Annotated in this window: 20 protein-coding genes; 7 read left to right on the forward strand and 13 right to left on the reverse strand. The window is 70.7% G+C overall.

Going from position 1 to position 24,998, the window contains the following annotated elements:
* Positions 1 to 9: 9 nt before the first annotated feature.
* Positions 10 to 1,659: a DUF2207 domain-containing protein gene (locus tag DFR72_RS13915; protein ID WP_090065742.1), complete on the reverse strand. Its 1,650-nt coding sequence runs from the start codon at positions 1,657 to 1,659 to the stop codon at positions 10 to 12.
* 390 nt (positions 1,660 to 2,049) lie between these two features.
* On the opposite strand from DFR72_RS13915, the gene DFR72_RS13925 reads away from it, so the two are divergent.
* From DFR72_RS13925 to DFR72_RS13935, 3 genes are all read left to right on the forward strand, one after another.
* Complete coding sequence (locus DFR72_RS13925) at positions 2,050 to 3,090, forward strand: neutral zinc metallopeptidase (protein ID WP_245982917.1); 1,041 nt, start codon at positions 2,050 to 2,052, stop codon at positions 3,088 to 3,090.
* Between the two features lie 285 nt (positions 3,091 to 3,375).
* Positions 3,376 to 4,467, forward strand: coding sequence for a neutral zinc metallopeptidase (locus tag DFR72_RS13930; protein WP_245982919.1), 1,092 nt, complete (start codon positions 3,376 to 3,378; stop codon positions 4,465 to 4,467).
* A gap of 12 nt (positions 4,468 to 4,479) precedes the next feature.
* Entirely contained in the window at positions 4,480 to 5,373 is an 894-nt protein-coding gene (locus tag DFR72_RS13935; protein WP_090065741.1) for a neutral zinc metallopeptidase, read from the forward strand.
* On the opposite strand, the gene DFR72_RS13940 is transcribed toward DFR72_RS13935, so the two are convergent.
* The 3 genes from DFR72_RS13940 to DFR72_RS13950 are packed head-to-tail and all read right to left on the reverse strand — an operon-like array spanning position 5,370 to position 7,804.
* Positions 5,370 to 5,849, reverse strand: coding sequence for a hypothetical protein (locus tag DFR72_RS13940; RefSeq protein WP_090065740.1), 480 nt, complete (start codon positions 5,847 to 5,849; stop codon positions 5,370 to 5,372). The two genes, DFR72_RS13935 and DFR72_RS13940, sit on opposite strands and share 4 nt — an antisense overlap.
* 12 nt (positions 5,850 to 5,861) lie before the next feature.
* Positions 5,862 to 7,139 (reverse strand): sensor histidine kinase, encoded by a 1,278-nt coding sequence (locus DFR72_RS13945; RefSeq protein WP_090065739.1) that lies wholly within the window; start codon positions 7,137 to 7,139, stop codon positions 5,862 to 5,864.
* Entirely contained in the window at positions 7,136 to 7,804 is a 669-nt protein-coding gene (locus tag DFR72_RS13950; protein WP_030480954.1) for a response regulator transcription factor, read from the reverse strand. Before DFR72_RS13950 ends, DFR72_RS13945 begins: the two co-directional genes overlap by 4 nt.
* Before the next feature lie 80 nt (positions 7,805 to 7,884).
* Here DFR72_RS13950 and DFR72_RS13955 point away from each other — a divergent pair, with 80 nt between their 5' ends.
* Complete coding sequence (locus DFR72_RS13955) at positions 7,885 to 8,466, forward strand: single stranded DNA-binding domain-containing protein (RefSeq protein WP_090065738.1); 582 nt, start codon at positions 7,885 to 7,887, stop codon at positions 8,464 to 8,466.
* Positions 8,467 to 8,509: 43 nt separating this feature from the next.
* Positions 8,510 to 8,965, forward strand: a complete 456-nt coding sequence (locus tag DFR72_RS13960; protein WP_143086711.1) for a hypothetical protein — start codon at positions 8,510 to 8,512, stop codon at positions 8,963 to 8,965.
* Here the strand turns inward: DFR72_RS13960 and DFR72_RS13965 are convergent.
* Positions 8,934 to 9,977: a potassium channel family protein gene (locus tag DFR72_RS13965; RefSeq protein ID WP_090065736.1), complete on the reverse strand. Its 1,044-nt coding sequence runs from the start codon at positions 9,975 to 9,977 to the stop codon at positions 8,934 to 8,936. The genes DFR72_RS13960 and DFR72_RS13965 overlap by 32 nt on opposite strands.
* Positions 9,974 to 11,464 (reverse strand): M20/M25/M40 family metallo-hydrolase, encoded by a 1,491-nt coding sequence (locus DFR72_RS13970; RefSeq protein ID WP_090065735.1) that lies wholly within the window; start codon positions 11,462 to 11,464, stop codon positions 9,974 to 9,976. The genes DFR72_RS13965 and DFR72_RS13970 overlap by 4 nt, the downstream gene beginning before the upstream one ends.
* Before the next feature lie 14 nt (positions 11,465 to 11,478).
* On the opposite strand from DFR72_RS13970, the gene DFR72_RS13975 reads away from it, so the two are divergent.
* Complete coding sequence (locus DFR72_RS13975) at positions 11,479 to 11,859, forward strand: DoxX family protein (RefSeq protein ID WP_090065734.1); 381 nt, start codon at positions 11,479 to 11,481, stop codon at positions 11,857 to 11,859.
* 76 nt (positions 11,860 to 11,935) lie between these two features.
* The gene (locus DFR72_RS13980; RefSeq protein ID WP_177224545.1) at positions 11,936 to 12,472 is read left to right on the forward strand and encodes a hypothetical protein; all 537 of its coding nucleotides are present in this window, start codon (positions 11,936 to 11,938) and stop codon (positions 12,470 to 12,472) included.
* A gap of 750 nt (positions 12,473 to 13,222) precedes the next feature.
* Here DFR72_RS13980 and DFR72_RS13985 read toward each other — a convergent pair.
* The 7 genes from DFR72_RS13985 to nirB all read right to left on the reverse strand — a co-directional run bounded on the left by DFR72_RS13985 (position 13,223) and on the right by nirB (position 24,996).
* Positions 13,223 to 16,582: an ATP-dependent helicase gene (locus DFR72_RS13985; protein ID WP_090065732.1), complete on the reverse strand. Its 3,360-nt coding sequence runs from the start codon at positions 16,580 to 16,582 to the stop codon at positions 13,223 to 13,225.
* Positions 16,583 to 16,679: 97 nt separating this feature from the next.
* A complete protein-coding gene (locus DFR72_RS13990) occupies positions 16,680 to 19,817 on the reverse strand; it encodes an ATP-dependent helicase (RefSeq protein WP_090065731.1) in 3,138 nt (1,045 codons plus the stop codon).
* Positions 19,818 to 20,132: 315 nt separating this feature from the next.
* The gene (locus DFR72_RS47885) at positions 20,133 to 20,330 is read right to left on the reverse strand and encodes a hypothetical protein (protein WP_211335427.1); all 198 of its coding nucleotides are present in this window, start codon (positions 20,328 to 20,330) and stop codon (positions 20,133 to 20,135) included.
* Between the two features lie 19 nt (positions 20,331 to 20,349).
* Complete coding sequence (locus tag DFR72_RS47890) at positions 20,350 to 21,147, reverse strand: sirohydrochlorin chelatase (protein ID WP_245982921.1); 798 nt, start codon at positions 21,145 to 21,147, stop codon at positions 20,350 to 20,352.
* Positions 21,144 to 22,235 carry a uroporphyrinogen-III synthase gene (locus DFR72_RS14005; RefSeq protein ID WP_090065722.1) on the reverse strand — a complete coding sequence of 364 codons (1,092 nt, stop codon included), beginning with the start codon at positions 22,233 to 22,235 and terminating at the stop codon, positions 21,144 to 21,146. The genes DFR72_RS47890 and DFR72_RS14005 overlap by 4 nt, the downstream gene beginning before the upstream one ends.
* Positions 22,232 to 22,543, reverse strand: coding sequence for a nitrite reductase small subunit NirD (gene nirD / locus DFR72_RS14010; protein WP_090065721.1), 312 nt, complete (start codon positions 22,541 to 22,543; stop codon positions 22,232 to 22,234). Before nirD ends, DFR72_RS14005 begins: the two co-directional genes overlap by 4 nt.
* Positions 22,540 to 24,996 (reverse strand): nitrite reductase large subunit NirB, encoded by a 2,457-nt coding sequence (gene nirB / locus DFR72_RS14015; RefSeq protein WP_090065720.1) that lies wholly within the window; start codon positions 24,994 to 24,996, stop codon positions 22,540 to 22,542. The genes nirD and nirB overlap by 4 nt, the downstream gene beginning before the upstream one ends.
* Between the last annotated feature and the right edge of the window lie 2 nt (positions 24,997 to 24,998).

Raw genomic sequence — 24,998 nt, forward strand, 5'->3', positions numbered from 1 at the left:
GGAGCAAGACTACGGGTTCGGCGTCCGGAGCGATCGCAGGTGGCCCGCCTGGGCGAGCACGCCGTCGAGAGCCCCGAGGAACGCCGGGAAGCTGCGCCGGAAGTCCGAGCCGGTTCCCGAGTTGCCGTACCAGTAGAGGTCCTGCTGACCGAACGTGCCGATCCACCGCTCGGTCTCGCCGAGCACCACCGCGTACGGCAGGGACCGGGAGAACACGAGCTCGCGGTCGGCCTCGGGGACGTCGCCCGGCGTCACCCCGGCGAGGTAGCCGCGCAGGCCGCGGACGTGCTCCAGCAACTCGCTGCCGCGCTTGGTGCGGGCGGGCATCGACCGCGCGCCGAACGCCAGCGCGACGCCGCCGACGGCCACGACGAGCCCGAACAGGGCGTTGCCGACCGTCAGCGCCAGCACGACCGTGGCGGCCACGCCGAGCACCGCGATCACGATTCCAGCCCACCAGAACAGGTTCCGCTCGGCGTCCGGGCGGCGCACGAACCAGCGCTTCTCCACGACGTCGGAGTAGAGGCGGTCGCGCACGAGCGCGAGGTCGATCTGCCGGCCGCGCAGGTCGGACACGCTCACCACGTCCGCGCCCTGGGGCAGCAGTGCCTCGCAGACCGCCTTCTCGTAGCCGGACAACGAGTCGTCCACCGGGTTGCGGCGCACGATCTGCCAGTCGTGGCCGAAACCACCCTCCTGGCCAGTCTCCGTGATCCACAGGTAGTTGCGGACGGCGAGGTCGATCACCGTGGCGGTCACGTCGACGACGTCCACGTGCTCGTCGACGACGGTGCCGACCTGACCGGGCAGCACGCCGTCCGGGGAGGCGAAGGCGACCCTGCCGTCCTGGTCGCGGACCAGCACGGAGACCGCGCCGACCTCGCTGGCGAGCGCTGCCGCGTCCCGGCCGCGCAGGTACCAGAGCAGCGCGACACCGCCGAGCAGCAGCACCAGCAGCCCGCCGAGCGCGGCACCGCTGGCCGGCGTGAGCGCGAACGCGGCCGCGAGACCGGACTGCTCGACCACGACGGCGTTCGGGGGCACGACCCCGGCGGACAGTCCGATCGCGACGTCCACGCGTTCGCCGGCGCCGAGCTTGATCTCCTGCGCGCGCACGCCCTTGCCGTCCGCGAGGTCCGCGCTCGTGCACGGCTGCGACGAACCGACCGGGCCCGCGAGGCAGTTCACCGACGTCGGGGAGTCGGGTGCGGAGAAGGAGACGGCGACCTTGTCCAGTTCGGTGTCCCAGCCGCCCGCGACCTGCCAGCGGACCTCCAGCGCGTCACCGACGGGGGCGACGGCGCCGACGACCGTGTAGGTCAGCGTGGACTGGCCGCCCTCGAGGGTGACGGAGAAGCTGTCGTCGTCGGTGGAGGTGCTGCCCTTGCCCTCGACCTTCGCGTCGGTGACCCGGTACTGGCGCTCCAGGTCGTCGCCGGCCGCGAGTCGCAAGGGGACGGTGCGCTTGACGGTCTTGCCCTCGGGCACCTGGACGGTCTCGGTGACGGAGAGCCGGGCGTCGCGCTCCAGCTTCATCCGCACCTCGGTGCTGACGGTGCCGGGAAGTGGCTGCGCGAGCGCGCCGGCCGCCGTCCCGAAAGACGTGACGGACGTCAGCGCTACGGCGACGAAGATCGCCGCACCCCAGTTCTTCGACACGGCTGCGGACAATAGCGGAGTCCTCATATGCTCCGGCGGACTTTCGAACAGACGCCATCTGGGGGATCTTCGGCGATGACACAACCACCGCCGCCAGGCAACCGGCCACCGCCGCGCCCGGTGGGTCCGCCGCCCGTGCCCGCCGCACCGCCGTACGGGCCGCCGATGCCTCCCCGCCCCGCTCAGGGACCTCCGCCCGGCGCACGCCCGCCGATGGGACCGCCGCCTCCGGCCGGTCCGCCGCCGATGGGGCCTGTGGGACACCGGCCTCCCGCAGGCCGCCCGCCCATGGGTTCGCCTCCTCCCCACGGCCCTCCCCCGTACGGCCCGCCGCCCGGCCGCATGCCGCTCCCGCCACCGCGCCCGATGATGCCGCCGCCGCGTCCGGTGATGCCTCCGCCGCACCCGGCGTGGGGTCACCCGCACCCCGGCGCGTTCGCACCGCCGCCCTACCCGATGGCACCGCCCCGCAGGAGCAGCAGCGGCCCGGTCCTGGCGCTCGTCCTCGGCGGCGTCGTCGTCCTCGGGCTGGGCGCGATCGGCATCTTCTCGGCGGCGCTGAACAACAAGGTGAAGGACACGGGCTACTCGAACTACACGACCTACAGCCCGACCTACACCTCCACGCGAACGACGACGACCACGACCACGACGACGGCGTCCACACGCACCTCGTCGACCCGCACGCCGAGCACGCAGCAGACGCCGGTGGGCCCGAAGGCGGTCTACAAGCTCGCCGACCACCCGATCTTCAGCACCAACATCGGCGCGAACGACTTCGACTCGTGCCCGTTGCCGCAGATGGAATACAGCCCGGCGGGCGAGAAGCGGTTCCTCGAGGCCGCGCTGCCGTGCATCGAGAAGGCGTGGCAGCCGGCGCTCAAGGCCGCCAACCTGCCCTACCAGCCGGCGGAGCTGCAGGTGTTCACCGGCACCACGCAGACGCCGTGCGGTTCGCGGCAGAACAACACGACGGCGATGTTCTGCCGCGGCGTCATCTACTGGCCCGGCAACTTCTACGCGAACGAGGGCGGCTCGACGGTCCGGCACCCCGGCGTCTACCTGGGTCAGCTCAGCCACGAGTACGGCCACCACATCCAGTGGCTCACCGGCATGCTGCGCGCCGCGGACCAGGCCCAGTACGACGTCGGCGGCTTCGACACCCCGAAGGGCCTGGAACTCAACCGCAGGCTGGAGTTGCAGGCCACCTGCCTCGGCGGCATGACGCTGGCGCCGTTCTCGCACCGCAACGTCGTGCCGATGGAGGTCGTGAACACCGGCCTGAGCGACTCGGGCAAACGCGGGGACTACAACCGCAGGCCTGACCACGGCAGTGCGCCGAACAACGACCGCTGGGTGATGCACGGCCACAAGCAGAACAAGATCAACGCGTGCAACACGTGGGCGGCGACCTCCGCGGACGTCTCGTGAACCGATCCCCCGGCCCATGCGTCTCAAGGAGTGAGCGGGACGCGTTAGCCCGGTCGGGGGACGCGTGATCCCGGTCCGCCTATGCTCGTACCCGACCCAGGATGACCATTGGGGGGACCTCAGGCGATGACGCAACCACCGCCACCGGGCAACTGGCCGCCGCCGCGTCCGGTAGGCCCGCCACCGATGCCCGCACCGCTCGGGCAGCGTCCGCCTCAGGGCCCACCGCCTCAAGGTCCACCACAGCAAGGCCCACCGCTCCAGGGCCCGCCGCCTCCGTACGGCATGCCGCCGCAGGGCCCGCCCCCCGGCTACTACGGCCCGCCGCATCCCGGCCAGGTCATGCCGCCACCGCAGCCGTCGTGGGGCCCGCCTCCCGGCTACGGCCCGTACCCGCCGATGCCACCGCGCCGCAGGAGCAACGGCCCGATGATCGCCCTGGTCCTGGGCGGCGTCGTGGTCCTCGGCCTCGGCGCGGTCGGCGTCTTCGCGGCGACCCTGAACAAGAAGGTGGAGGACGCGGGCTACTCGAACTACACGACGTACAGCCCGACGTTCACCCTCCCGACCACGACTGAAGCCCCGGCGACGACGAGCGGCGCACCGCGCGCCTCAGCGTCGCGCACCCCGTCCGCACCGGCCACCCCGGCGGGCCCGAAGGCCGTCTACGCGCTGGCGGACCACCCGTTCCTCAAACCGGGGTTCGGCGCGAACACGGTCCCCGGCTGCGCGCTGCCGCCGATGGACTACTCCCCGGCTGGCCAGGACCGCTTCCTGCGCGCCGCGCTGCCGTGCATCGAGAGCATGTGGAAGCCGGCGCTGAACGCCGCGAACCTGCCGTACCAGCCGGTCGAGCTGCACATCATCACCGAGACCGCCCAGTACCCGTGCGGCACGGTCCGCCCGGACCAGACGGCGCGGTACTGCCAGGGCGGCATCTACTGGACGGCGAACGCGTACGCCGCCGAACGCAACCCGAACAACCCGAACCACCCCGGCAAGTACCTGGGCCAGCTCGCCCACGAGTACGGCCACCACCTCCAGTGGCTCACCGGGATGCTCAAAGCCTCGGACCGCGCGCAGTACGACGCGGGCGGGTGGGATACTCCAAAGGGCCTCGACCTGAACCGCCGGATGGAGCTGCAGGCGACGTGCTTCGGAGGCATGTCGCTGGCCCCGTTGTCGCACGGAGCGATTCCGATCGAGGTGATCCGGATCGCCCTGACCGACGCGGGCAACCGGGGTGACTTCGACATCTACCCGACGAAGGACCACGGCACCCCGCAGAACAACGCGACCTGGGTCGACCGCGGTTACAAGTCGAACAAGGCGTCCGACTGCAACACCTGGGCAGCCGATCCAGGCGCTGTCTCCTAGGAAGGGGAGAACGTGACCCAACCAGCCAAGAACAACCCGGTCCTGCTCGCGGGAGTGTTCGTGCTGGTGGTCGCGTTCGTCCTCGGGATCGGTCAACTGAGCCGGCCCAGAGTGGTCGCCGGCCACGCCATGGCCGGGTCGCGCCCGGCCACGACTCCCCCGGCCGAGCCGTCGACGCCGATCCGGCCGCGGGCCGTCTTCCGCCTGGCCGACCACCCGTTGCTGGTGAAGCCGGTCTCGCTGACCCAGGTGACCTGCTCGTTGCCGCAGTTCGGCACCTCGGACGGCCAGCTGGCCGCCTACTACGCGGCCGGCGTCGAGTGCCTGGACACGGCCTGGGGCCCGCTGCTGAAGGCGGCGAACCTGCCGTTCGACAAGCCCGAACTGGACGCCTCGCCGGACCTGAAGGACGGCCCGTGCGGTGAGGCCCCGGAGTCCGACCACGCGGTGGCCTACTACTGCGGCCGCAACCGCACGATCTACATGCCGACGGCCCGCCTGCGCGACAACGGTGGCGGCGACGCCCCGGCGACGCACCTGGCCACGCTGTCGCACGAGTACGGCCACCACGTCCAGGCGTTGACGGGCCTGCTGCGGGCGGCGGACCTGAAGATCACCGAGGCGGGCGAGAAGACCCCGGCGGGCCTGGAGATGTCGCGGCGGATCGAACTGCAGGCGAACTGCTTCGCGGGCATGTTCCTGAGCTCGGCGGCCGGACGCGGTTCGCTGACGGCGGGCCTCGCGCGGCAGGCGCAGGAGGACTTCAAGTTCGCGATCGAGGAGAAGCCCGAGAACAACGCGCACGGTTCCGCCGAGAACCAGGCGCAGTGGGCGGCCGCGGGCTTCAGGGCGAACTCCACGGACGCCTGCAACACCTTCTCGGCCTCCGCGGCCCAGGTCGGTTAACGCAGGTAGGTCTGCTCGTCGACGTGACGCGTGGGCGTTCCCAGGAACACCTTCGCGTCGCCCGGTGAGCCGTAGGCGAGGTTCAGCGTGGTCAGCAGGTAGTTGTAGCCGCCGTCGCGCGGCCGCTGCCACCGGTGGTTGAGCTGCCACCGCACCCATTCGCCGCGCGCCAGCCGGACCGGGGAAGGCCGGTTCCACCGCCGTGGCGTCGCGTGCATGGTGTCCTGCAGCTGCACGGACAGCACGTCGTCGTCCTCGCGGAGGGTGAGCGCGATCCGGTCGATCTCGTCGCTCTCCTTCGACCACACGGGGGCGAAGTCCTCCCACTCGAGCAGGCGCACCTCGTGCACGGCGGGCCTCAGGTGCGGCAGCGCGAACCCGACCGGCACGGCGTTGCGCCGGGTCGCACCGGGCTCACCGCGGGACTGCTTGGTCCACTCGGTCCTCACCCACTGCACCACCACGTCCGCGTCCACACCCCGATGGAATCAGACGCGGCTCGGCTCGGCGACCGGATTGATGGCGGGCAGCACCACGCGGAACACCGCGCCCTGCTCGGAGGGTTCGCACGTCAGGTCTCCGCCGTGAGCGCGGATCACGCCGCGGGCGATGGCCAGGCCCAGCCCTGATCCACCGGATCGCCGGTCGCGGGCGTCGTCGAGCCGCACCAGCCGGTCGAAGATCCGCTCGCGTTCGGCCTCGGGCACGCCAGGACCGTTGTCGGACACGGTGAACCCGGTCAGGTCGACCCGGATCCGGACGGTCCCCTGTGGACCGGTCGCCTGCCGGGCGTTGTCCACGAGGTTCGCGAGCACCTGCGCGAGCCGTTGCCCGTCCCCGACCACGGCGACCGGGACGCCCTCTGCCGTGATGTCGAAGTCCGGCGCCACGAACCGGGTCCTGGCGACCTCGGCCTCGGCGAGACCCAGCAGGTCGACCGACTCGCGCTGCATCTCGTAGCCGGCGTCGAGCTGGGCGAGGGCGAGCAGGTCGTCCACCAGCCGTCCGGCTCTTCTGGCTTCCCTGACCAGCAGGAACGACATCTGGTCGCGGTCGGGTGAGTCGACGGGGGCCTGCACGAGCGCCTCGGCCACGGCCTGCACACCGGTGATCGGCGTCCTCAGCTCGTGCGCGGCGTCGGCGACGAACCGCCGTGTTCGCTGTTCGGAGCCCTCCAGCGAGTCGAGCATGCCGTCGAACGCGGCCGCGGTCCGTCCCAGCTCGGTGTCGGTCCTGGACGGGTTGAGCCGTCCACCCCGGTGCCCGGCGGCGATGGCCTGGGCCAGCGAGGTCATGGCGTCCAGCGGTGCCAGCGCCCTGCGCACCACCACGACGATCAGCGCGCCGGTGATGCCGATCGCCGCGAGCCCCAGGATCAGCAGCAGCTTCCGCAGCCTGTGCTGGGCCTGCGAGATGGCCTCGGTGTCGGCGTAGAGGGTGACCTTGTTGCGCTGGACGTTGCGGACCTGGCGTTCGAACTGCCCTTCTTCGGGCGCGCTGCCGACGGTCGTGCCGTTGGGCAGCTCGATGGTGACGTGGATGTTCCGCTTGGTCAGCACGCCGACGACCTCGGCAGGACGTCTGCCGTTCCTCAGCATCTCCACCGCACGCGCCCCGGCGTTGTTCAGCACGCCGTCGACGTCCTTGGAGGACTGCCCGGCGAACGTCCGGTCGACCGAGATCACCAGCGTCACGAGCACCAGGAACAGCACCAGCAGCACGGACACCGCGACCCGCCGGCGCAACGAGACCGTGCGGAGGTTCATTCCTCGGCCCGCAGCACGTACCCAAGGCCGCGAACGGTGTGGACGAGCCTCGTGCCGTGTTCCTCGATCTTGCGGCGCACGGCGCTGACGTGGACCTCGACCAGGTTCGGGTCGTAGTCCTCGTAGCCCCACACGGCCGTGAGGATCTGCGTCTTGGACACCACGCGCCCGCGCTGGGCGGCCAGGTACACCAGCAGCCGCAGTTCGGTCGCGGTCAGTTCGATCGGCCGGTCGGCGCGCATGACGACACCGGCGTCGGCGTCCACGACCAGGTCGCCGACCTGCACGGTCGACGGCGTGCGGCCGAGGCGGCGCAGCACCGCCGAGACCCGTGCCACGAGCTCTGCCAGCACGAACGGTTTGCCCACGTAGTCGTCGGCGCCTCCGGAGAGTCCGCGCAGCCGGTCCGGCACGCCGTCGCGCGCGGTCAGCATGACCACGCCGGCGCCGGACGAGCGGCGGATGACCTCGAGCAACTGGAAGCCGTCGCGGCCGGGCAGCATGACGTCGAGCACGACCAGGTCGGGGCGGAAGCGACCGAGGTCGGCCTCCAGCTGGCGCCCGTCCAGGCGGTGCTGCACGTCGTACCCGGACTCACGCAGCGCGGACGACACCGCGGCACCGATCGCCTCGGCGTCCTCGATCACCAACACCCTGGCGGACACCTCACCATTCTGCTGATCATCGGCACTTCGGGCGACTCGCCTTCAGCTTGCGCTCAGCATGCACCCGCACTCTGGTGCGCATGTCGAAGAAATCTGCGTGGGCCGGCGCCATCGTCGCGGCCGTCGGCCTCACCGTCGGCGGCATCGCGGTCGCGACGGCGGCCGAAGGCCCCGACCGCCCACCGAACGCGGCGTTCGCGGAGCGCCACCTCGGCGCCCCCGGCGGCCCCGGCAAGCCCGGCCGTCCGGACAAGGCCAAGCTCAAGGACAGCACTCTCGTCGTCGGCCGGGTCAAGTCGGTCGAGACAGGCAAGCTCACGATCACCAAGGACGACGGCAGCGAGGTGTCGTTGACCACTGACGGCTCCACGAAGCTGCGCGGGGGCGATCTCGCCGGGCTCAAAGCCGACCAGCGCGTGACCGTGCGCGTGAAGGACGGCAAGGCGCTGAACGTGGCGCTGGCGAAGGCCCAGGCACGCGGCACCGTCAAGGACGTCAACGGCAACAACGCCACGTTGATCCAGGTCGACGGCCTGCAGACGTCGCTGGACCTGTCCTCGGTGACCGAGAAGCCGAAGAACGGTGACCTCGTCGCCGTGAGCGGTTCGGTGACCGACGGCAAGACCATCAAGGTCGACCAGCTGCGCCGGCTGGCGAAATAAACCTGGGCTCCACGCGGGCCGCCGCGTCTGCGAACATCGCAGTGTGGCGGTTCCGCGAAGCCCGGACAGATGGGTGTTCATCCTGCTGGTCGTCGGACTGGTCGGGATCGGGGTCGCGCTCGCGCTCTTCTTGCCCGCCAAGGTGTTGGGCGCCGAGGAACCCCCTAGACCCGTGACGGCGACTGTCGTCGAGAGCGGCTCCTGCGGCTCCGGCATGGACACGGTCGAGTGGGACGCCGACGGCCAGAAGAAGCAGGCGAAGCTCGACGGCTGCGGCCACACCAAGGGCGAGACAGTCGAGATCATCAACACCGGCGGCGAGATGGTGTCGTCCGCCGCCTCACTTCCCGCCGGACTCCCGGTCGGGCGCCGCCTCACCGCGCTGCTGCTGTGCATGGCAGCGCTGGCGGGCGGCTTCTACGCGTTCCTCTTCCGCTACGCGCCTCTGCGCGCACCGGCCGTGATGCCTACTCCTCGCCGGGCGGGGTCACCTTCTTGACGTAGAGCAGCCGGTCTCCCGGCTCGATCGCGTCGGCCTCCGGAGCGTCCACCCGGAACAGCGTCCCGCCCCGCACCACGCCGAGCACGATGTCGGGCAGGTGCCGCGGCGATCCGCCGATCTCGCTCTTCTCGACGTCCCGCTCGGCGATCGCCAGGCCCGCGTCGGGCGTGAGCAGGTCCTCCACCATCGCCACGACGGACGGCGTCGCGGTGGCCATGCCGAGCAGGCGGCCGGCCGTCTCGGACGACACGACCACCGAGTCGGCGCCGGACTGCTTGAGCAGGTGCTCGTTCTCCCGTTCCCGCACCGACGCCACGATCTGCGCCTTGGGGGCGAGCTCGCGGGCCGTCAACGTCACCAGCACCGCCGTGTCGTCCCGGTTCGGCGCGACGACGATCGCGCGCGCACGGGCCGCACCGGCGACCCTCAGCACGTCGTTGCGAGTGCCGGAGCCGTGCACGACCACCAGTCCCTTGGCGGACGCCGCGTCCAGCGACTCCTGCACGGTGTCGACGACGACGATGGAACCGGGGTCGACACCGTCACCGAGCAGCGCCGCGACCGCCGAACGCCCCTTCGTGCCGTAGCCGACGACCACCACGTGGTCCCGCACAACCCGCCTCCACTTTTGAATGCGCAACGCCTGACGTGAGCGCTCCGTGAGAACTTCGAGTGTCGTGCCGACCAGCACGATCAGGAACAGGACCCGCAACGGCGTGATGACCAGGACGTTGACCAGCCGCGCCGACGACGACGCGGGCGTGATGTCGCCGTAGCCGGTCGTCGAGAGGGACACCGTCGCGTAGTAGAACGCGTCGAGCAGCGAGACGCCGTCCTCGTTGACGTCGCGGTAGCCGTCGCGGTCCAGGTAGACGATCATCACCGCGAGCAGCAGCGCCGCCATCGCGCCGATGACGCGCTTCAGGATCGCGCGGACAGGGCTCTCGACCTTGTCCGGCATCCTGATCACGCCGACGAGCGAATGCGACGCTTCATCAGACAGGCTCATCGGGACAACCTCTTCGCGATCTCCGCTTGGGCAAGCATCCGCCACAGGTGAGCGGCCGCCTCCGCGCCTTTGAGGAGCAACGGCACCACTACGCGCTCGTTCGGCGCGTGGACGCGATCATCCGGCAAGGTCGCGCCGAGGTAGACGAGGGGCACCCCGAGTCGTTGCTGGAGCACCGCCGCGGGCCCGGACCCGCCGGCCCGCGCGAACCGGACGGGCTGGTCGAACGCGAGTTCCAGGGCCTGCTTGACCGCGGCGTTGGCCGGGTCGTCGGGGCTGATCGCGTACGGCGGCACCCCTTCGCCCCTGAGGGCGACCCGCGCCGTGATGCCCGGCGGCGTGTGCTCGGCGACGAACCGGCTGAGCTGCTGCGCGACCTTCTCCGGGTGCTGGTCGGGCACGAGCCGGAAACTGATCTTCGCGGTCGCCGTCGCGGGGATGATCGTCTTCAGGCCGGGCCCGGTGTAGCCGCTGCTGATGCCGTTGACCTCGGCGGTGGGCCGCACCCAGATGCGTTCGAGCGTGCTGTAGCCGGTCTCGCCGTGGGTCGCCTGGGCCCCGCCACCGTTGTGCTGGAGCCACTTCCGCTCGTCGAACGGCAGCGCGGCGTAGTCCTCGCGTTCCTTTGTGGACGGTTCCAGGACGTCGTCGTAGAAGCCTTCGAGCCGGATCCTGTTGTCGTCGTCGTGCAGCGCGGCGACCAGTTTCGCGAGAGCCGTCGCCGGGTTGGGAATCGCACCGCCCGCACGCCCGGAATGCACATCGCCCGCGCCGCCTTCGAACGTGATTTCGGCGCCGAGAACACCTCTTTGCCCGGTGTTGACCGTCGGCGTGTCACGATCGTGCAATGCCGTGTCGGTGAACACAACAAGATCACAGCCGAGTTCGGCTTCGTGATCTTCGAGCAGCTTTCGAAGATGCGGCGATCCCGATTCCTCCTCGCCTTCGACGAAGAGTTTCAGCGTGACGCTCGGCGCATTCTGCCCGGTGGCCGCGAGATGCGCTTTGACCGCGAGCAGGTGCATCGCGACCTGCCCCTTGTCGTCACTCGCACCGCGCCCCCTGATCTCGTCACCGCTGATCACGGGCTCGAACGGCGGATGCTCCCAGCGTTGCACCGGATCGACCGGCTGGACGTCGTGATGCCCGTAGACGAGCACGGTGGGCGCGTCCGGATCGCTGGCGGGCCAGCAGGCGAACACGGCGGGCAACGCCGGCCCGTCACCCCAGACCGCGACCTCCGGCCAGCCGTCCTCGCGCAGCGCGTCCGCCAGCCAGTCGGCGGATCTCCGCACGTCAGCATGGTGCGCGGGGTCGACCCCGATGCTCGGAATCCTGATCCACTCGCAGAGCCCTGCCACGAACGAATCGGTCAGCGCGGCGACAGCGGCGCGTTCAGTGCGTTCTGTGCCTTCGGAATGACGAGAATCACCTGCCACGGCCGTGGAGAATAGGCCAGCCCCGTCTCGCCTACGCGGCGTAGGCATGACAGGGTGACGCCATGGAACCAACCCGTTCCCGAGCGCGGTCGGCGCTGGCGCTCGCCACACTGCTGGGTCTGGCCGGAGCAACCCACTTCACCAGGCCGAAGTACTACGACGCGATCGTCCCCCGCTCACTGCCCGGCACCCCGAGGCAGTGGACGTACGTGTCAGGTGCCGCAGAACTGGCCGTGGCCGCGGCGGTGGCCACCCCCCGAACCCGCCGTCTGGGCGCTTTCGCGGCAACCGCACTGTTCGTGGCGGTGTTCCCGGCAAACGTGAAAATGGCTCTTGATTTCCGGGGCAAATCGCCCAAAGCACGAGCCATCGCCTACGGCCGCCTGCCACTGCAGATCCCACTCGTCGCATGGGCGTGGAAAGTGGCGAAAGCCTCCCCATGACCACCCTGGGTAATCCTTAACCAAGTATCCCGCAAACGCTGTCATTTTCTGCGCGAGGAACCTTAGGATGCGCCCTGTGCAAACGCTCCTTCAGCGCGCCGCGACCGCACTCGGCTGGGACGGAGTCGTCGTTCCCGACGTCGCCGTCCTGGGCCAGCAGGTGTCCGCGGTAGTGCGTTTGCTGCCCGACGTGCACGAGTGGAGAACCTCGAACGGCTGGCCCCCACGAGCCGACCCGTCCTGGTTCCGCTCGTGGTTCGAGCCGGAAGCACACGACCGGCTCCCCGTGGCCGCCGTGGAACTCGTCGGCGTGCTGGTGAGCGAGTCCACTACGGACCGCGCCCTCCAGTCTTGCGGCACCCTCCTGACTCTGGCGCCGTGCGCGGTGATGCTCCCCCGCACCGGCGAGTCACAGGCCTGGTCGTTCATCGAGCTCGACTACTACGGGATCGGTGTCGTCGTGGGCGACGACAGCGTGGCCGAGTTGATGGTGCCGCCGGAGGACCGGTCGCCTGAGTTCGGGCCTTCGTTGTTCGGGCGGTGGTTGCTTGAGGTTTTGTATGAGCGGGTTTTGAAGGCTTCTCATGCGCCGGCGGGTAGTTCGCAGGGGTGAAGCTGGTCGCGGGGGTGGTCCGGGGTCGTGGGGTCGTCCCGGCGGGCTGAGCCGGGTCGTGGGGTCTTTCCGCCGGGCTGAGCTGTGTCGCCGGGCCGTGTCGCAAGCCGAGCCGTGTCGCAAGCCGAGCCGTGTCGCAAGCCGAGCCGGTCGCCAAGCCGAGCCGGTCGCCAAGCCGAGCCGGTCGCCAAGCCGTGTCGCAGGGCTGCACCATCCCGCCGGACTGAACCAGTCGCAGAGCCGAACCGCAGGGCCGGACTGAGCCATCCCCGCAGGGACGAGCCGTACCCGCATGCCGAGCCGTCCGCGGAGCCGAGCCACACCGCAGCGCTAAGCCGTCCCGCAGGGCGGCACAGGGCCAGCCGTTCCCGCACGGCCAAGCCCGCCCAGCAGGACCAAGCCCGTCCCGCAAGGCCAAGCCCGTCCCGTAGCGCCAGGCCCGTCCCGCAGGGGCCAAGCCATCCGCGGAGTCGAGCGGCGCGGCCCCACAGGCATCACCAGCGCGCACGCCCGAGTCGCCACGTCCAGGCCGACAGCCGCCGCAGCCCTCGCGCGCGATCCAGAGCTACAGCCGTCGCACACCACTTCGATGACGACTCGGACCTGACCGAAAGATCGGCCTGCTGCTCCCCCGCGCGCTTCCTTGTCACGCAACGAGTGAAACGCAACTTCGGTTCCCGCCTGTCCACAGGCTAACCGGGCAATAGATAACCGCAGGTCAGAAAGTCGCAGCCTGTGGACAACTCGCGATCAAGACCCAACAGACCGGATCAGGTCCTTCAGGCCCTGCTCTTCCAGCAGGTCCGCCGGCCTCACCGTGTGGTCGTGCCGCACGTAGTGGAACGCGGCCCGCACCTGTTCCAGCGGCGCGCCGACCAGGGCCGCCCACGCCAGCCGGTATGCCGCCAGCTGCACGGACAGGGCGGGCAGGGCGTCGGCGTCCGGGACTGCGCCTGTCTTCCAGTCCACGACGGTCCAGCCGTCGGGGTCTCGGTACACGGCGTCCATGCGGCCTCGGACTGAGATGCCGTCGAACTCCGCTTCGAACGGCACTTCGACGTCGTGTGGGGTGCGGTCTGCCCAGGCGCTGGCCAGGAACGACTCCTTGAGGCGTTCTAGGTCTGCGTCTGGGGCGGCGTCTGCGTCGCCTGCTCCTGGGAGGTCGTCAATGTCGAGCAGGCGGGTGGCGCCGAAGCGGTTTTCCAGCCACGTGTGGAAGGCCGTACCTCTGCGGGCCAGTGGGTTCGGGGGGAACGGGAGTGGGCGGCGCAGGCGGCGGGCCAGCAGGTCCGGGTCTTTTGCCAGTTCCACCAGCTGTGAGACCGACAGGTGGTCCGGCAGGGCCACCTGTTCACGGCGGTTCTGGGATGCCGCTCGTTCTGCCAGCAGGACGTCGACGTCCCTCGCCCAGCCTTCTGGGTCCTCGTCGAGGGGGAGTTCCGGGTCGTCTGGGACGACGTCGTCCGGGAGTGGTTCTGGCTCTGGCGGGAAGTCGTCGTCCGGGGGCTCGTCGGTGGGGGGCGGGTAGTCCTCGTCCAGGAGCTCGGCCGTGGGGTCTTCGAAGATCAGCGGCAGGGGTGCCGGTGGGGCGTTGCGCAGGGTGTCCAGGGCGGCCAGGACCAGTTCGGCGCCTTCGACTACGGCGTCGCGGCGTTTGCCCAAGGGGTCTGCGGGCCAGATCGAGGACTTCACGTCCTCGGCCAGTGGGTTCGGGGTGTCCGCGTCCGGTTCGAGGGCCCAGCAGGAGATGTCGCCGACGGCGGTGTCGCGTTGCAGGACCTCGTGCATTTCCTGCAGGAACACCGAGGGGCCCTTGGGCTTGTCGCCTGCCTCCGCCCACCAGTGGCCCGACATCAGCAGGCTGTGTTCGGCTCGGGTGACGCCCACGTAGAAGAGGCGGCGTTCCTCGACCAGGCGGCGTTCCTCGAACTCCTCCGCGTGGATGGTCAGTGCCTCGTCGACCTCTTTGCGGTTGTAGCCGGCGGACAGCGTCAACTTGGGGAGGTCGGCCGCGTCGCCGCGCAGGGGGGCCGGCAGTTCGGTCACGGACTTGAGCCAGCACGAGGACTTCTTGCGGCCCGGGAACACGTCGCGGACCAGGTGCGGCAGCGCGACGATGTGCCACTCCAGGCCCTTCGCGGAGTGGACGGTGAGGATCTGCACGCGGTCTTCGGAGACCTCGACCTCGCCGGGTTCGAGGCCGTCTTCGGCGTGCTCCGCCGTGTAGAGGTAGTCGAGCAGCGACGGGAGCGTGGCGGACGGGGAGGCCGCGGCGAAGTCCGTCACGACGTCGGAGAAGGCGTCGAGGTGGGCGCGGCCGACCATGCCTGGGCGTGACATCGACTCGATGTCCAGCAGCAGGGTGCGTTCCACGTCGGCCACGAGTTCGGGTAGCGGCTGGTCGAGCCTGCGCCGCAACGCCGCGAGCTCGCCGCCGAGCCGCCGGATCCGCCGGTAGCCGTCGGTGGAGTAGGCGTCCGGGTCGCCGGGGTCGTCGAGGGCGTCGGCCAGGCCCGCCTGTTCGGCGTGTTCGCCTGGCAACGCGTCCGCCAGCACCATCAGCGGATCGTCCACAACGGACTGTCGCGGTGCTACGCCCGCCAGGTCGCGGGCCCTCGACCACAGCGCGGCCAGGTCCACGGCCGCCAGGCGCCAGCGCGAGCCGGTCAGGAGGCGGGCGGCGGCGGTGCCCGCCAGGGGGTCGACGAGCACCCTCAGGGCCGACACCAGGTCGCGCACCTCGGGTTCGTCCAGCAGGCCGCCGAGGCCGACGACCTCGACGGGCAGGCCGCGTTCGCGCAGGGCCGCGGCGATGGCGGCCATGTCCGAACGGCGGCGCACCAGCACGGCCGCGGTCGGCGGCACGCCCTCGGTGTCGAGGTGTGCTTCCCATTGTGCCGCAACGTTGTCCGCCATCCAGTCGAGCTCCCCGCGGATGTCGGCGTGCAACGCCAGCCGCACGTCGCCCGGCCCGGCGCCGGGCCTCGCGCGCAGCTCGTCGACGTCCAGCCCGGCTTCCCGCAACGGCAACGAGACCGCGTTGGCGAGTTCGAGCACCTCGGGCGGGTTGCGGAAACTGGTCAGCAGCCCGAACTTCTTCGTCGGCGGGAAGTCGTCGGCGAAGCGCGGCAGGTTCGCGGCCGACGCCCCGCGCCAGCCGTAGATGGCCTGCGCCGGGTCGCCCACGGACGTCACCGGCATCGGCTCGCCCTCGCCGAACAACGACCGCAGCAACACGCGTTGTGCGTGCCCGGTGTCCTGGTACTCGTCCAGCAGGACGGCGCCATAACGCTCGCGTTCCCCGGTGGACACCTCGTCGAACGCGGCCAGCTGCGCTGCCAGCGACATCTGGTCTGCGAAGTCCAGCGCGGCTTCCTTGCGCTTGCGCTGCTGGTAGGCGTCCAGCAACGGCAGCATCGCGATCCGCAACCGTTGCGCCGCAACGATCTCGCGCAGCTTCTCCGGCAACGCGTCCCGCTGGCGGGGCGCACGTGGCGCGTTCTCGACCAGCGCGCAGAACTCGAGGGCGTGCGCTTCCAACGCCTCGGGCGTCACCAGGTGCTCGCCCAGCTCGCCGGCCAGCGACAGCAGGTACCCGGTGATCGTCGCCGGCACCTTGTCCGTGTCGAGGTCGCGGGCCCACGTGGACACCACCCGGTGCGCGAGCTGCCACGACGCCGTCTGCGTCAGCAGGCGCACGCCGGGCTCCACGGGCAGCCGGAGCCCGTGCTCGGTCACCAGGCGCCCCGCGTAGGCGTGGTACGTCAGCACCACGGGCTCGCCGGTCAGCACGGCCATCTTGCGCTCGCCGCTGGGATCGAGATCGTCCAGGAGGGACGATCCGGCCAGCCTGCGCAGCCGGGCGCGCACGCGGTCCGCGAGCTGGCGCGCGGCCTTGCGCGTGAACGTCAGGCCGAGCACGCGGTCGGGCAGCACGAGCCCGTTCGCGACCAGCCACACCACGCGCGCGGCCATGGTCTCGGTCTTGCCCGCTCCGGCGCCGGCGATGACCAGCGCGGGTTGCGCGGGTGCGGCGATGACCTCGGCCTGCTCGGGTGTCGGCTTGTTCAGCCCGAGCGCCTCAGCGATCTCGAACGGGCTGACGGTCACCAGTACATCTTCCTACCCGGGCCGGACGCGGCCGCACCACCCCGCACGGTGTGTTCGCCGACAGTTCGAGAGCATGAAACACGCAGGTCGACAGCACTTACTCGCTGACCTGCCGGCCGGACGGGTGGACCGGGCACGTCGTACGGGCCGGGCAACGGTCGCAGTCCGCGTTCTCCCGCGCCGTGTAGTTCGGCCCGAGCACGGACTCCGCGGCCCCCTGCACGACCTCCAGCCACGCCTGCACGCCCTGCTCGTCCAGCGGCGCCTGGGTGCGTTCGACGGCTCCTGTCTTCTTGTCCTCCTTCGCCACGTAGAGCAGGCGGGCACCGCCTGGCTCGGTTCCGAGTCCGATGTGGGTGAAGCCGCCCAGCGACGACGCCAGCTGGTAGACGGCCAGCTGCGGGTGTTCCTGGGACGCCTCGCGCGACACCGGGCTCTTGCCGGTCTTGAGGTCGATCACCACCGGGCGGCCGTCCTCGTCCTTCTCCAGACGGTCGACCCGGCCCCTGACCTGCAGCCACGGCCCGCCGTCGCGTTTCGGGACGTCGACGACCATCTCCTCCTCGACCGCGACCTGCGTGAGCTGGCTGCGGCTCATGGCCAGCCACGCGAGGAACGTGTCGAGCATCTTCTCCACCCGCATGCGTTCGCGGCGGGAGAACCACGGGGCGCCGGCGTCCACCGCGGCCCAGGCCTCGTCGAGCTTCACCCTGAGCTGCTGCGCGTCCGCACCGGACGACGCCGCCTGCGCCAGCGCGTGGACGAGCGTGCCCGTCACCGAGGCGAGCTCCGCCGGGTCCTGCCCGCCGTGGCGCTCGACGACCCAGCGCAACGGGCACTTCGTGATCACCTCGATGGTCGACGGCGTCACGCTGACCTTCTGCTCCTCGGTCCACAGTGGAGCGTCGATGGACACTTCCGCCAGGCCGTACCAGGACTCCGGGTGCGCACCGGGCACACCCGCCTCGGCCAGCCGGGCCAGCTGTTCGGCGGCACGCGAACGCCGGTCAGGGGACTCGGAGTCCGAGCACACGACCCGGCGCAGTTCGCCGACCAGCTCACCCAGCACCAGGCCGCGCTGGGGCCGGTGCAGCTTCCGTTCGTCCTCCGCGGACGACTCGATCTCGTCGAGGAACCGCGACGGCTGCTCGTCCTCGCCTCGCACGGCGCTGATCAGCAGCTTCGACCGCGCGCGGGATGCGGCGACGAGCAGCAGCCGGCGTTCCTCGGCCAGGATCGGCGCCACGGCCGACACCGAGGGCTCCATCCCTGCCAGCACGTCCACCATGCGTTCGACGCCCAGCACGGTGCCGCGCAGCCGCAGGTCCGGCCAGCTGCCCTCCTGGACGCCGGGCACCGCGACGACCTCCCACTCGCGCCCGGCGGCCGAGTGGGCCGTCAGCACGGACACCGCCTCACCGGTCGGGGCCGAGGCGGCCAGCGTGTCGCCGACGATCCGTTGCGACTCCAGGTAGTCCGCGAACCCGGCGACCCCGGAACCCGGCAACCGGTCGACGTACTTCGCGGCCGCCTCGAACAACGCCACGATCGCGTCGAGGTCGCGGTCCGCCTGCATGCCGAGCAGTCCGCGCCGGGCCGACTGCGCCACCCAGCGCTCCTGCAGGCCCGTCGCCGCCCACAGGTCCCACAGCACGACCTCGACGGACTTCCCCGTCTCGATCGCCTTGCGCGCCAACGCCAGCAGATGTCCGATCCGCCGCGCGGGCAACGACTCCGCGTCTTCCAGCGCGGCCAGCCTGTCCCCGGTCTCCACGACCTCGACCAGCAGGTCGCCGCTCGGCCTGTCCCCGCCCGCGGCCATCTCCAGGCGCCGCAGACCGCGGCGCAACCGCCGCAGCGCCAACGGATCCGCGCCACCGTACGAAGAGGACAGCAGCATCGCCGCCGTGTCCTCGTCCAGCGAACCCGGCGAGGCCGCGGCACGGACGAGAGCGAGCAGCGGACGCACGGAAGGCTGCTGCGCCAGCGGCAACTCGTCCGACGCGACCGACACCGGCACGCCGGCGGCGAGCAGCGCACGTTGCAGCACCGGCAGGGACAGCGTCGCCGACCGCACCACCACGGCCATCTGCGACCACGGCACCTCGTCGGCCAGGTGCGAACGCCGCAGCTGGTCCGCCACCCACGTCGCCTCCTGCGCGGACGACGCGAGCAACCGCACCTGCACCGAGCCCTCACCGTCGACCGGGTCGACCGAGCGGGCAGGGGAGGCACCGGGCAGACGCGCCGCCAGCCGGGCCACCGCGTCCCGGACCTCGGGCATCATCCGGTGCGACTGCCGCAGCACGACCGTCTCGCCGCCGGCGTCCCGCAGGATCTCCGGATCGGCGCCGCGGAACGTGAAGATCGCCTGGTCCGGATCACCGGCCAGCACGAACCGCGCGGCTCCCGACCCGAGCGAGCGGATCAGCGAGTACTGCATCGGATCGAGGTGCTGCGCGTCGTCGACCAGCAGGTACCGCACGCGCCGCCGTTCGGCGAACAGCAGGTCCTCGTCGTTCACGAACGCCGCGTAGGCCGACGACACCAGCTCGGCCGCGTCGTAGGCGGGGGCGTACGCCGTCGCGGAGTCCATCCCGGACAGCAGGTTCACCGCCTCGTACTGCGCCCCGAACCGCCCGGCCGCCACCCACTCGTCGCGCCCGTTCCGCTCGCCGAGCTCGATCAGGTCTTCCGGCCCGAGCCCCCGTTCCGCCGCGCGCAGCAGCAGATCGCGCAGCTCGTGCGCGAACCCCGGCAGCTCCAGCGCCGCCCGCAACCGCTCCGGCCACTTCAACGCGCCCAGCTCCACGTCGCCGGCGAGCAGTTCGCGCACCATCGCGTCCTGGTCCGGCCCGGACAGCAACCGCGGCGGCGGCTCGCCCTGCAGCACCGCCTGGTTGCGCAGCACCGCGAACGCGTAGGAGTGCACGGTCCGCACCAACGGTTCGCGGATCGCGGACAACCGCCCCGTCAGCAACTGCGTGACCTGCGCGCGCAACGCCACCGACGCACGCCTGTTCGCCGTCAGCACGAGCACGTTCTCCGGATCCGCCCCGTGTTCCAGCACGACGTGCGCGGCCAGCTCGGCGAGCAGCGTCGTCTTGCCGGTGCCGGGGCCGCCGAGCACCCGGACGAAGCCCTCGTGGGAGAAGACCCGCTGGGCAGCGGCGTCCCACCGGGGACGCGGGCGCGTCTCCGGCCTTCGGCGGACCAGCTGGGGTGGAAGTGCCACGGGTCGATTGCACCACGCGGCACCGACAAGATCGTCAAAGGCCGCCCGACCAGGGTGGAACCGTGCAGCACGAACCAGCGGACGATTTCGTCTACCTTCTTGACAGAGAGAGGTGGTCTAGTCCACTTTTGAAGACGTTGTGAGCCCGCTCACTGCCAGCTCCGCCGCCCTGGACCGAGCAGTCTTGGAGGAGAAGATGAAGCGGTTCCTCGTCGGCGCCGTCGCCGCCACGTGCGCGGCGATCATGCTGCCCACGACCGCACAGGCGGCCGTCAACCCCGTGCTCGCGGCGCCCTACCTCTACCAGTGGGGTGGTCAGCCCAACCCCGCCACCGTGATGCAGCAGACGGGCATCAGGTCGTTCACCCTCGCGTTCATCCTCAGCGACGGCACCTGCAACCCGAAGTGGGACGGCAGCCGCTCGCTGACCGGGTCGGACAAGACCCTGATCAACTCGATCCGCGCGGCCGGCGGTGACGCGGTGCCGTCGATCGGCGGCTGGTCCGGCAACAAGCTCGGCCAGTTCTGCGGCTCACCGGCCGCGCTCGCCGGCGCCTACCAGAAGGTGATCGACGCCTACGCGCTCAAGGCGATCGACATCGACATCGAGGCCGCCGAGTTCGAGAACAACACCACGCAGGACCGCGTGCTCGGCGCGTTGAAGATCGTCAAGCAGAACAACCCCGGCGTGAAGACCGTCATCACCATGCCGACCGACCGCACCGGGCCGAACTCCTGGGGCAAGCGCCTGATCACGCGGGCCAAGGAGCTCGGCGCGCCGATCGACACGTGGGCCGTCATGCCGTTCGACTGGGGCAGCAGCGGCGACATGCTCGCGCTCACCAAGAGCGCCGTCGACGGCCTGAAGAACCACGTCAAGTCGACCTACGGCCTCACCGACGACGCGGCGTACCGGCGCAGCGGCCGCCCCCAGCAAAGCCGCAGCCTGCCGAACGGTGGCCAAGGCCCGAGCATCAGACGAACCCGCCGCGGCGAGCACAACTGCGTCGCCGCGGCGGAAACCTGCCTCCCGCAACCGATCTCGAACCGCCGGCACCGCGTCCAACCCCACCGGCGACGTCAGCACCACATCAGCCCGAGGCCCGATCTGCTCGGGAATGTCAACCCGGACGTGATACCCGGCAGCCAGAAAAACCGGCACCACGACACAGGGACCATCCACAACGGACCGGACGTCCGGCTGCCGCACATCGGCGTAAGCGACCTCGACGGGCAGGTCCACCGACTCCTGAACAGCAGCCGCGATCTCCGAACACACCGCGGCCCCACGCGGATCACGCGTCCCGTGGAACGCCAACACCAGTTTCATGCAGGCTCCATCGCTAGCCGATAACCACGTTTCACGACCGTGCACACCATCTGCGGCGACCCCAGGGCGGTCCGCAACCGCCCGATCGCCGTCTCGACGGCGTGCTCCTCGCCACCGGAAGGCAAGGCGGCCAACAGGTCCTGACGCGACACCACCCGCCCACGAGCGGCCACCAAAGTCCGCAACACGGCCATGGGAGCGGGCGCGACGGGCCGCAACTCCCCGTCGATCACCACGGCCTGAGCACGCATCTCCATGTCACGAGAAGCGATCCGCAGCCGCAACGCGCGCGAAGGAAGTTCCAGCGCCAACTCGCGCACCATCGACCCGATCCGCGACCGGGCAGGTTGCACAACAGGGATCCCGGCGGCCACCAACGGCCCGGCGGTGATCGCACCAACCCCGACCACCAGAACATCGCGGCGCAAACAGGAAACCAAAGCCCCGAAGTCCGGAGCCGTGCGCAGCACAGAAGAAGCCGCAGGCGCCGAGGTGAACGTCAAGGCGTCCACCTGTCCGGCCAGGACGGCGTCGATCAAGCGTTGCAACGGTCCCAGATCGGCCGGCGGCTCCCACCGGTAGACCGGGATCTCGACGACGAGAGCCCCGGCGGCTTCCAGCGTGTTCACGAAGTCCGGCAACGGCTCGCCGTGCAGCTGAACGGCGACCCGCTTGCCCGACACGCCCATCCGCAGCAGGTACTGCAGCAGTTCGGCGTTCGACTCCGACGACGGCGACCAGGCCTCGACCAGCCCGGCCGCGCGGACCGCGCCCTTGGCCTTCGGGCCGCGTGGCAGGACCACGGCGCCTTCCAGAGCGCGGTGCAGGCGCCCGGCGAGCCCCCATCCCTCGGCGGCCTCGAACCACCCGCGGAAGCCGATCGCGGTGGTCGCGACGACGACGTCCACGGGGGACGACACGAGTTCCAGCGTCGCGGCGTGCAGGGTCGCGTCGTCGGGCAGCGGCACGATCCGCAACGCCGGGCCGTGCAGCACCGAGGCGCCCTTGCGTTCCAGCATCGCGATGAGCTCGTCGGCCCGGCGGGCCGCGGTGACGCCGATCGTGAAGCCCGCCAACGGACCCGTCATGTCAGCTCCACAACACCGTCACGCACGCGGACCTGGTGCACCGCAACGGAGACGGAAGGTTCGTCCAGGCACTTGCCGGTCGCCAGCTCGAACGCCTGCTTGTAGACCGGCGACACCACGACGGGCACACCGCCGCGGTCGCCCACGATGCCGCGCGACAGCACCGCGGCCCCGCTGAACGGGTCGATGTTGTCGAGGGCGTGCACCGTGCCGTCCGCGGTCAGGAACACCGCGACCTGCGAGCCGTCGGGCCGCAACGCGGCGACACCCTGTTCCGGCCTCAACACGTCAAAGTCACAGACGATCATCTGACGACCTCCGGGATGCCCAGGGAGACGGGGACGCGCTGACCGCGTTCAGCGCGGAACGAGATCGTGGGGTCGGGGACGCCCGGCGCGTTCACGAACGACGTGAACCTCGCCAGCTTCTCCGGGTCCTCCAGCACTCCACGCCATTCGTCGGCGTAGTCGGAGACGTGCGACTCCATCGCGGTCTCCAGTTCGGCGCAGATGCCGAGCTTGTCGTCGACGACGACCTCACGCAGGTGGTCGAGCCCGCCCTCGAGCCCTTCCAGCCACGCCGCGGTGCGCTGCAGCCGGTCGGCCGTGCGGATGTAGAACATCAGGAACCGGTCGATGATCCGGATGAGCTCGGCGGTGTCCACATCGGACACCAACAGGTCGGCGTGCCGCGGCGTGAAGCCGCCGTTGCCCGCCACGTAGAGGTTCCAGCCGTTCTCCGTGGCGATGATGCCGAAGTCCTTGCTGCGCGCCTCGGCGCACTCACGGGCGCAGCCGGAGACGGCCGACTTGAGCTTGTGCGGCGAGCGCAGGCCCCGGTAGCGCAGCTCCAGCTCGATGGCGAGGCCGACGGAGTCCTGCACGCCGTAACGGCACCACGTCGTGCCGACGCAGGACTTCACCGTGCGCAACGACTTGCCGTACGCGTGCCCGGACTCGAACCCGGCATCGACCAGCCGGCGCCAGATCTCCGGCAGCTGGTCGACGGTCGCGCCGAACAGGTCGATGCGCTGGCCGCCGGTGATCTTCGTGTACAGGCCGTAGTCGCGGGCCACCTCGCCGATGACGATCAGCTTCTCCGGCGTGATCTCGCCGCCGGGGATGCGCGGCACGACCGAGTACGTGCCGTTGCGCTGCAGGTTCGCCAGGAACCTGTCGTTGGTGTCCTGCAACGAGACCTGCGTCTCGCCCAGGATGTGCCCGTTGCCCAGCGAGGCCAGGATCGAGGCCACGGCCGGCTTGCAGATGTCGCAGCCGCGTCCGGTGCCGTGCTTCTCGATCAGCGCGGAGAACGTCGCCACGCGCGTCGCCCGGATGATCTCGAACAGCTCCGCGCGGGAGTACGTGAAGTGCTCGCACAGGGCCTTGGACTGCTCGACACCGCACTCGGTCAGCAGCTTCTTCAGCATCGGCACGCACGAGCCGCAGCCGGTGCCGGCCTTGGTGCAGGCCTTCAGCTCGGCCACGTCGCACGCCACACCGGACTGGATCGCGTCGGTGATCGTCTGCTTGGTCACCGCGAGACAGGAGCAGACCTGCGCGTCCGCGGGCATCTCCACGTCGACGGCACCGCCCGGCTGCAACAGCGCGGCCGGAACCTCCTTGCCCACCAACGGGCGCAGCGACAGGTACGACGAGGCGTCGCCGACGAGCACGCCACCCAGCAGGATGCGGGCGTCGTCCGACACCACGAGCTTGCTGTAGGTGCCCGCGACCGCGTTGTTGACCACGACTTCCAGCGCGCCCTCGGTCTGGGCGTGCGCGTCGCCGAACGACGCCACGTCCACCCCGAGCAGCTTCAGCTTCGTGGACACGTCGGCACCGGGGAACACCCGAGCGCCACCGGAGAGCTGGTCGGCGACCACCTCGGCCATCGAGTAGCCGGGGGCCACCAGCCCGTACGTGACGCCCTCGACGGCGGCGCACTCGCCGATCGCGAACACGTGCGGGTCGGAGGTGCGGCAGGCCGCGTCGACCAGGTAACCACCGCGCGGCCCGAGCTCCAGTCCCAGGTCGAGGTCGGTGCGCGGCCGGATGCCGGCGCTGAACACCACGACGTCCAGGTCGAGCTCGAGTCCGCTGGCGAGCTTCGCGATCAACCGCGAGCCGTCGCGTTCGATGGAGGAGGCGGACGTCCCGGTGTGCACGGTCAGGTCGAGCTTCTCGACCAGCCGCTTCAGCAGCCCGGCACCACCGTCGTCGACCTGGATCGGCATCAGCCGCGGCGCCAGTTCCACGACGTGCGGCGAGACCCCCATGCCGCGCAACGCGTTGGCGGCCTCCAGGCCGAGCAGGCCACCGCCGAGCACCATGCCGGAACGCCTGCCGGGCCGGTCGGCGGCCTCCACCGTCGCCCGGATCTCGTCCAGGTCGTCGACCGTGCGGTAGACGTGGCAACCGGGCAGGTCACGGCCGGGCACCGGCGGTACGAACGGCACCGAGCCGGTGGCCAGCACGAGAGCGTCGTAGGAGATCTCGACGCCCGAGGAACCCACCACGACCTTGCGGACGCGGTCCACGGACACGGCCTTCTCGCCGAGCCGGAGCTCGCAGCCGTCCAGCGCGGGCAGCTCCAGGTCCGCGAAGGTCCAGCTGTCCACATAGGACGACAGCGCGACGCGGTCGTAGGCGGGGCGGGACTCCTCCCCGAACACCACGATCCGCCAGGACGAGCCACGAAGGATCTCGACGAGCCGGTGGCCGACCATGCCGTTGCCAACTACGACCAGAGTCTGGGTCATCG

The organism is Lentzea flaviverrucosa, assembly GCF_003350445.1.
GTDB lineage: Bacteria > Actinomycetota > Actinomycetes > Mycobacteriales > Pseudonocardiaceae > Lentzea > Lentzea californiensis.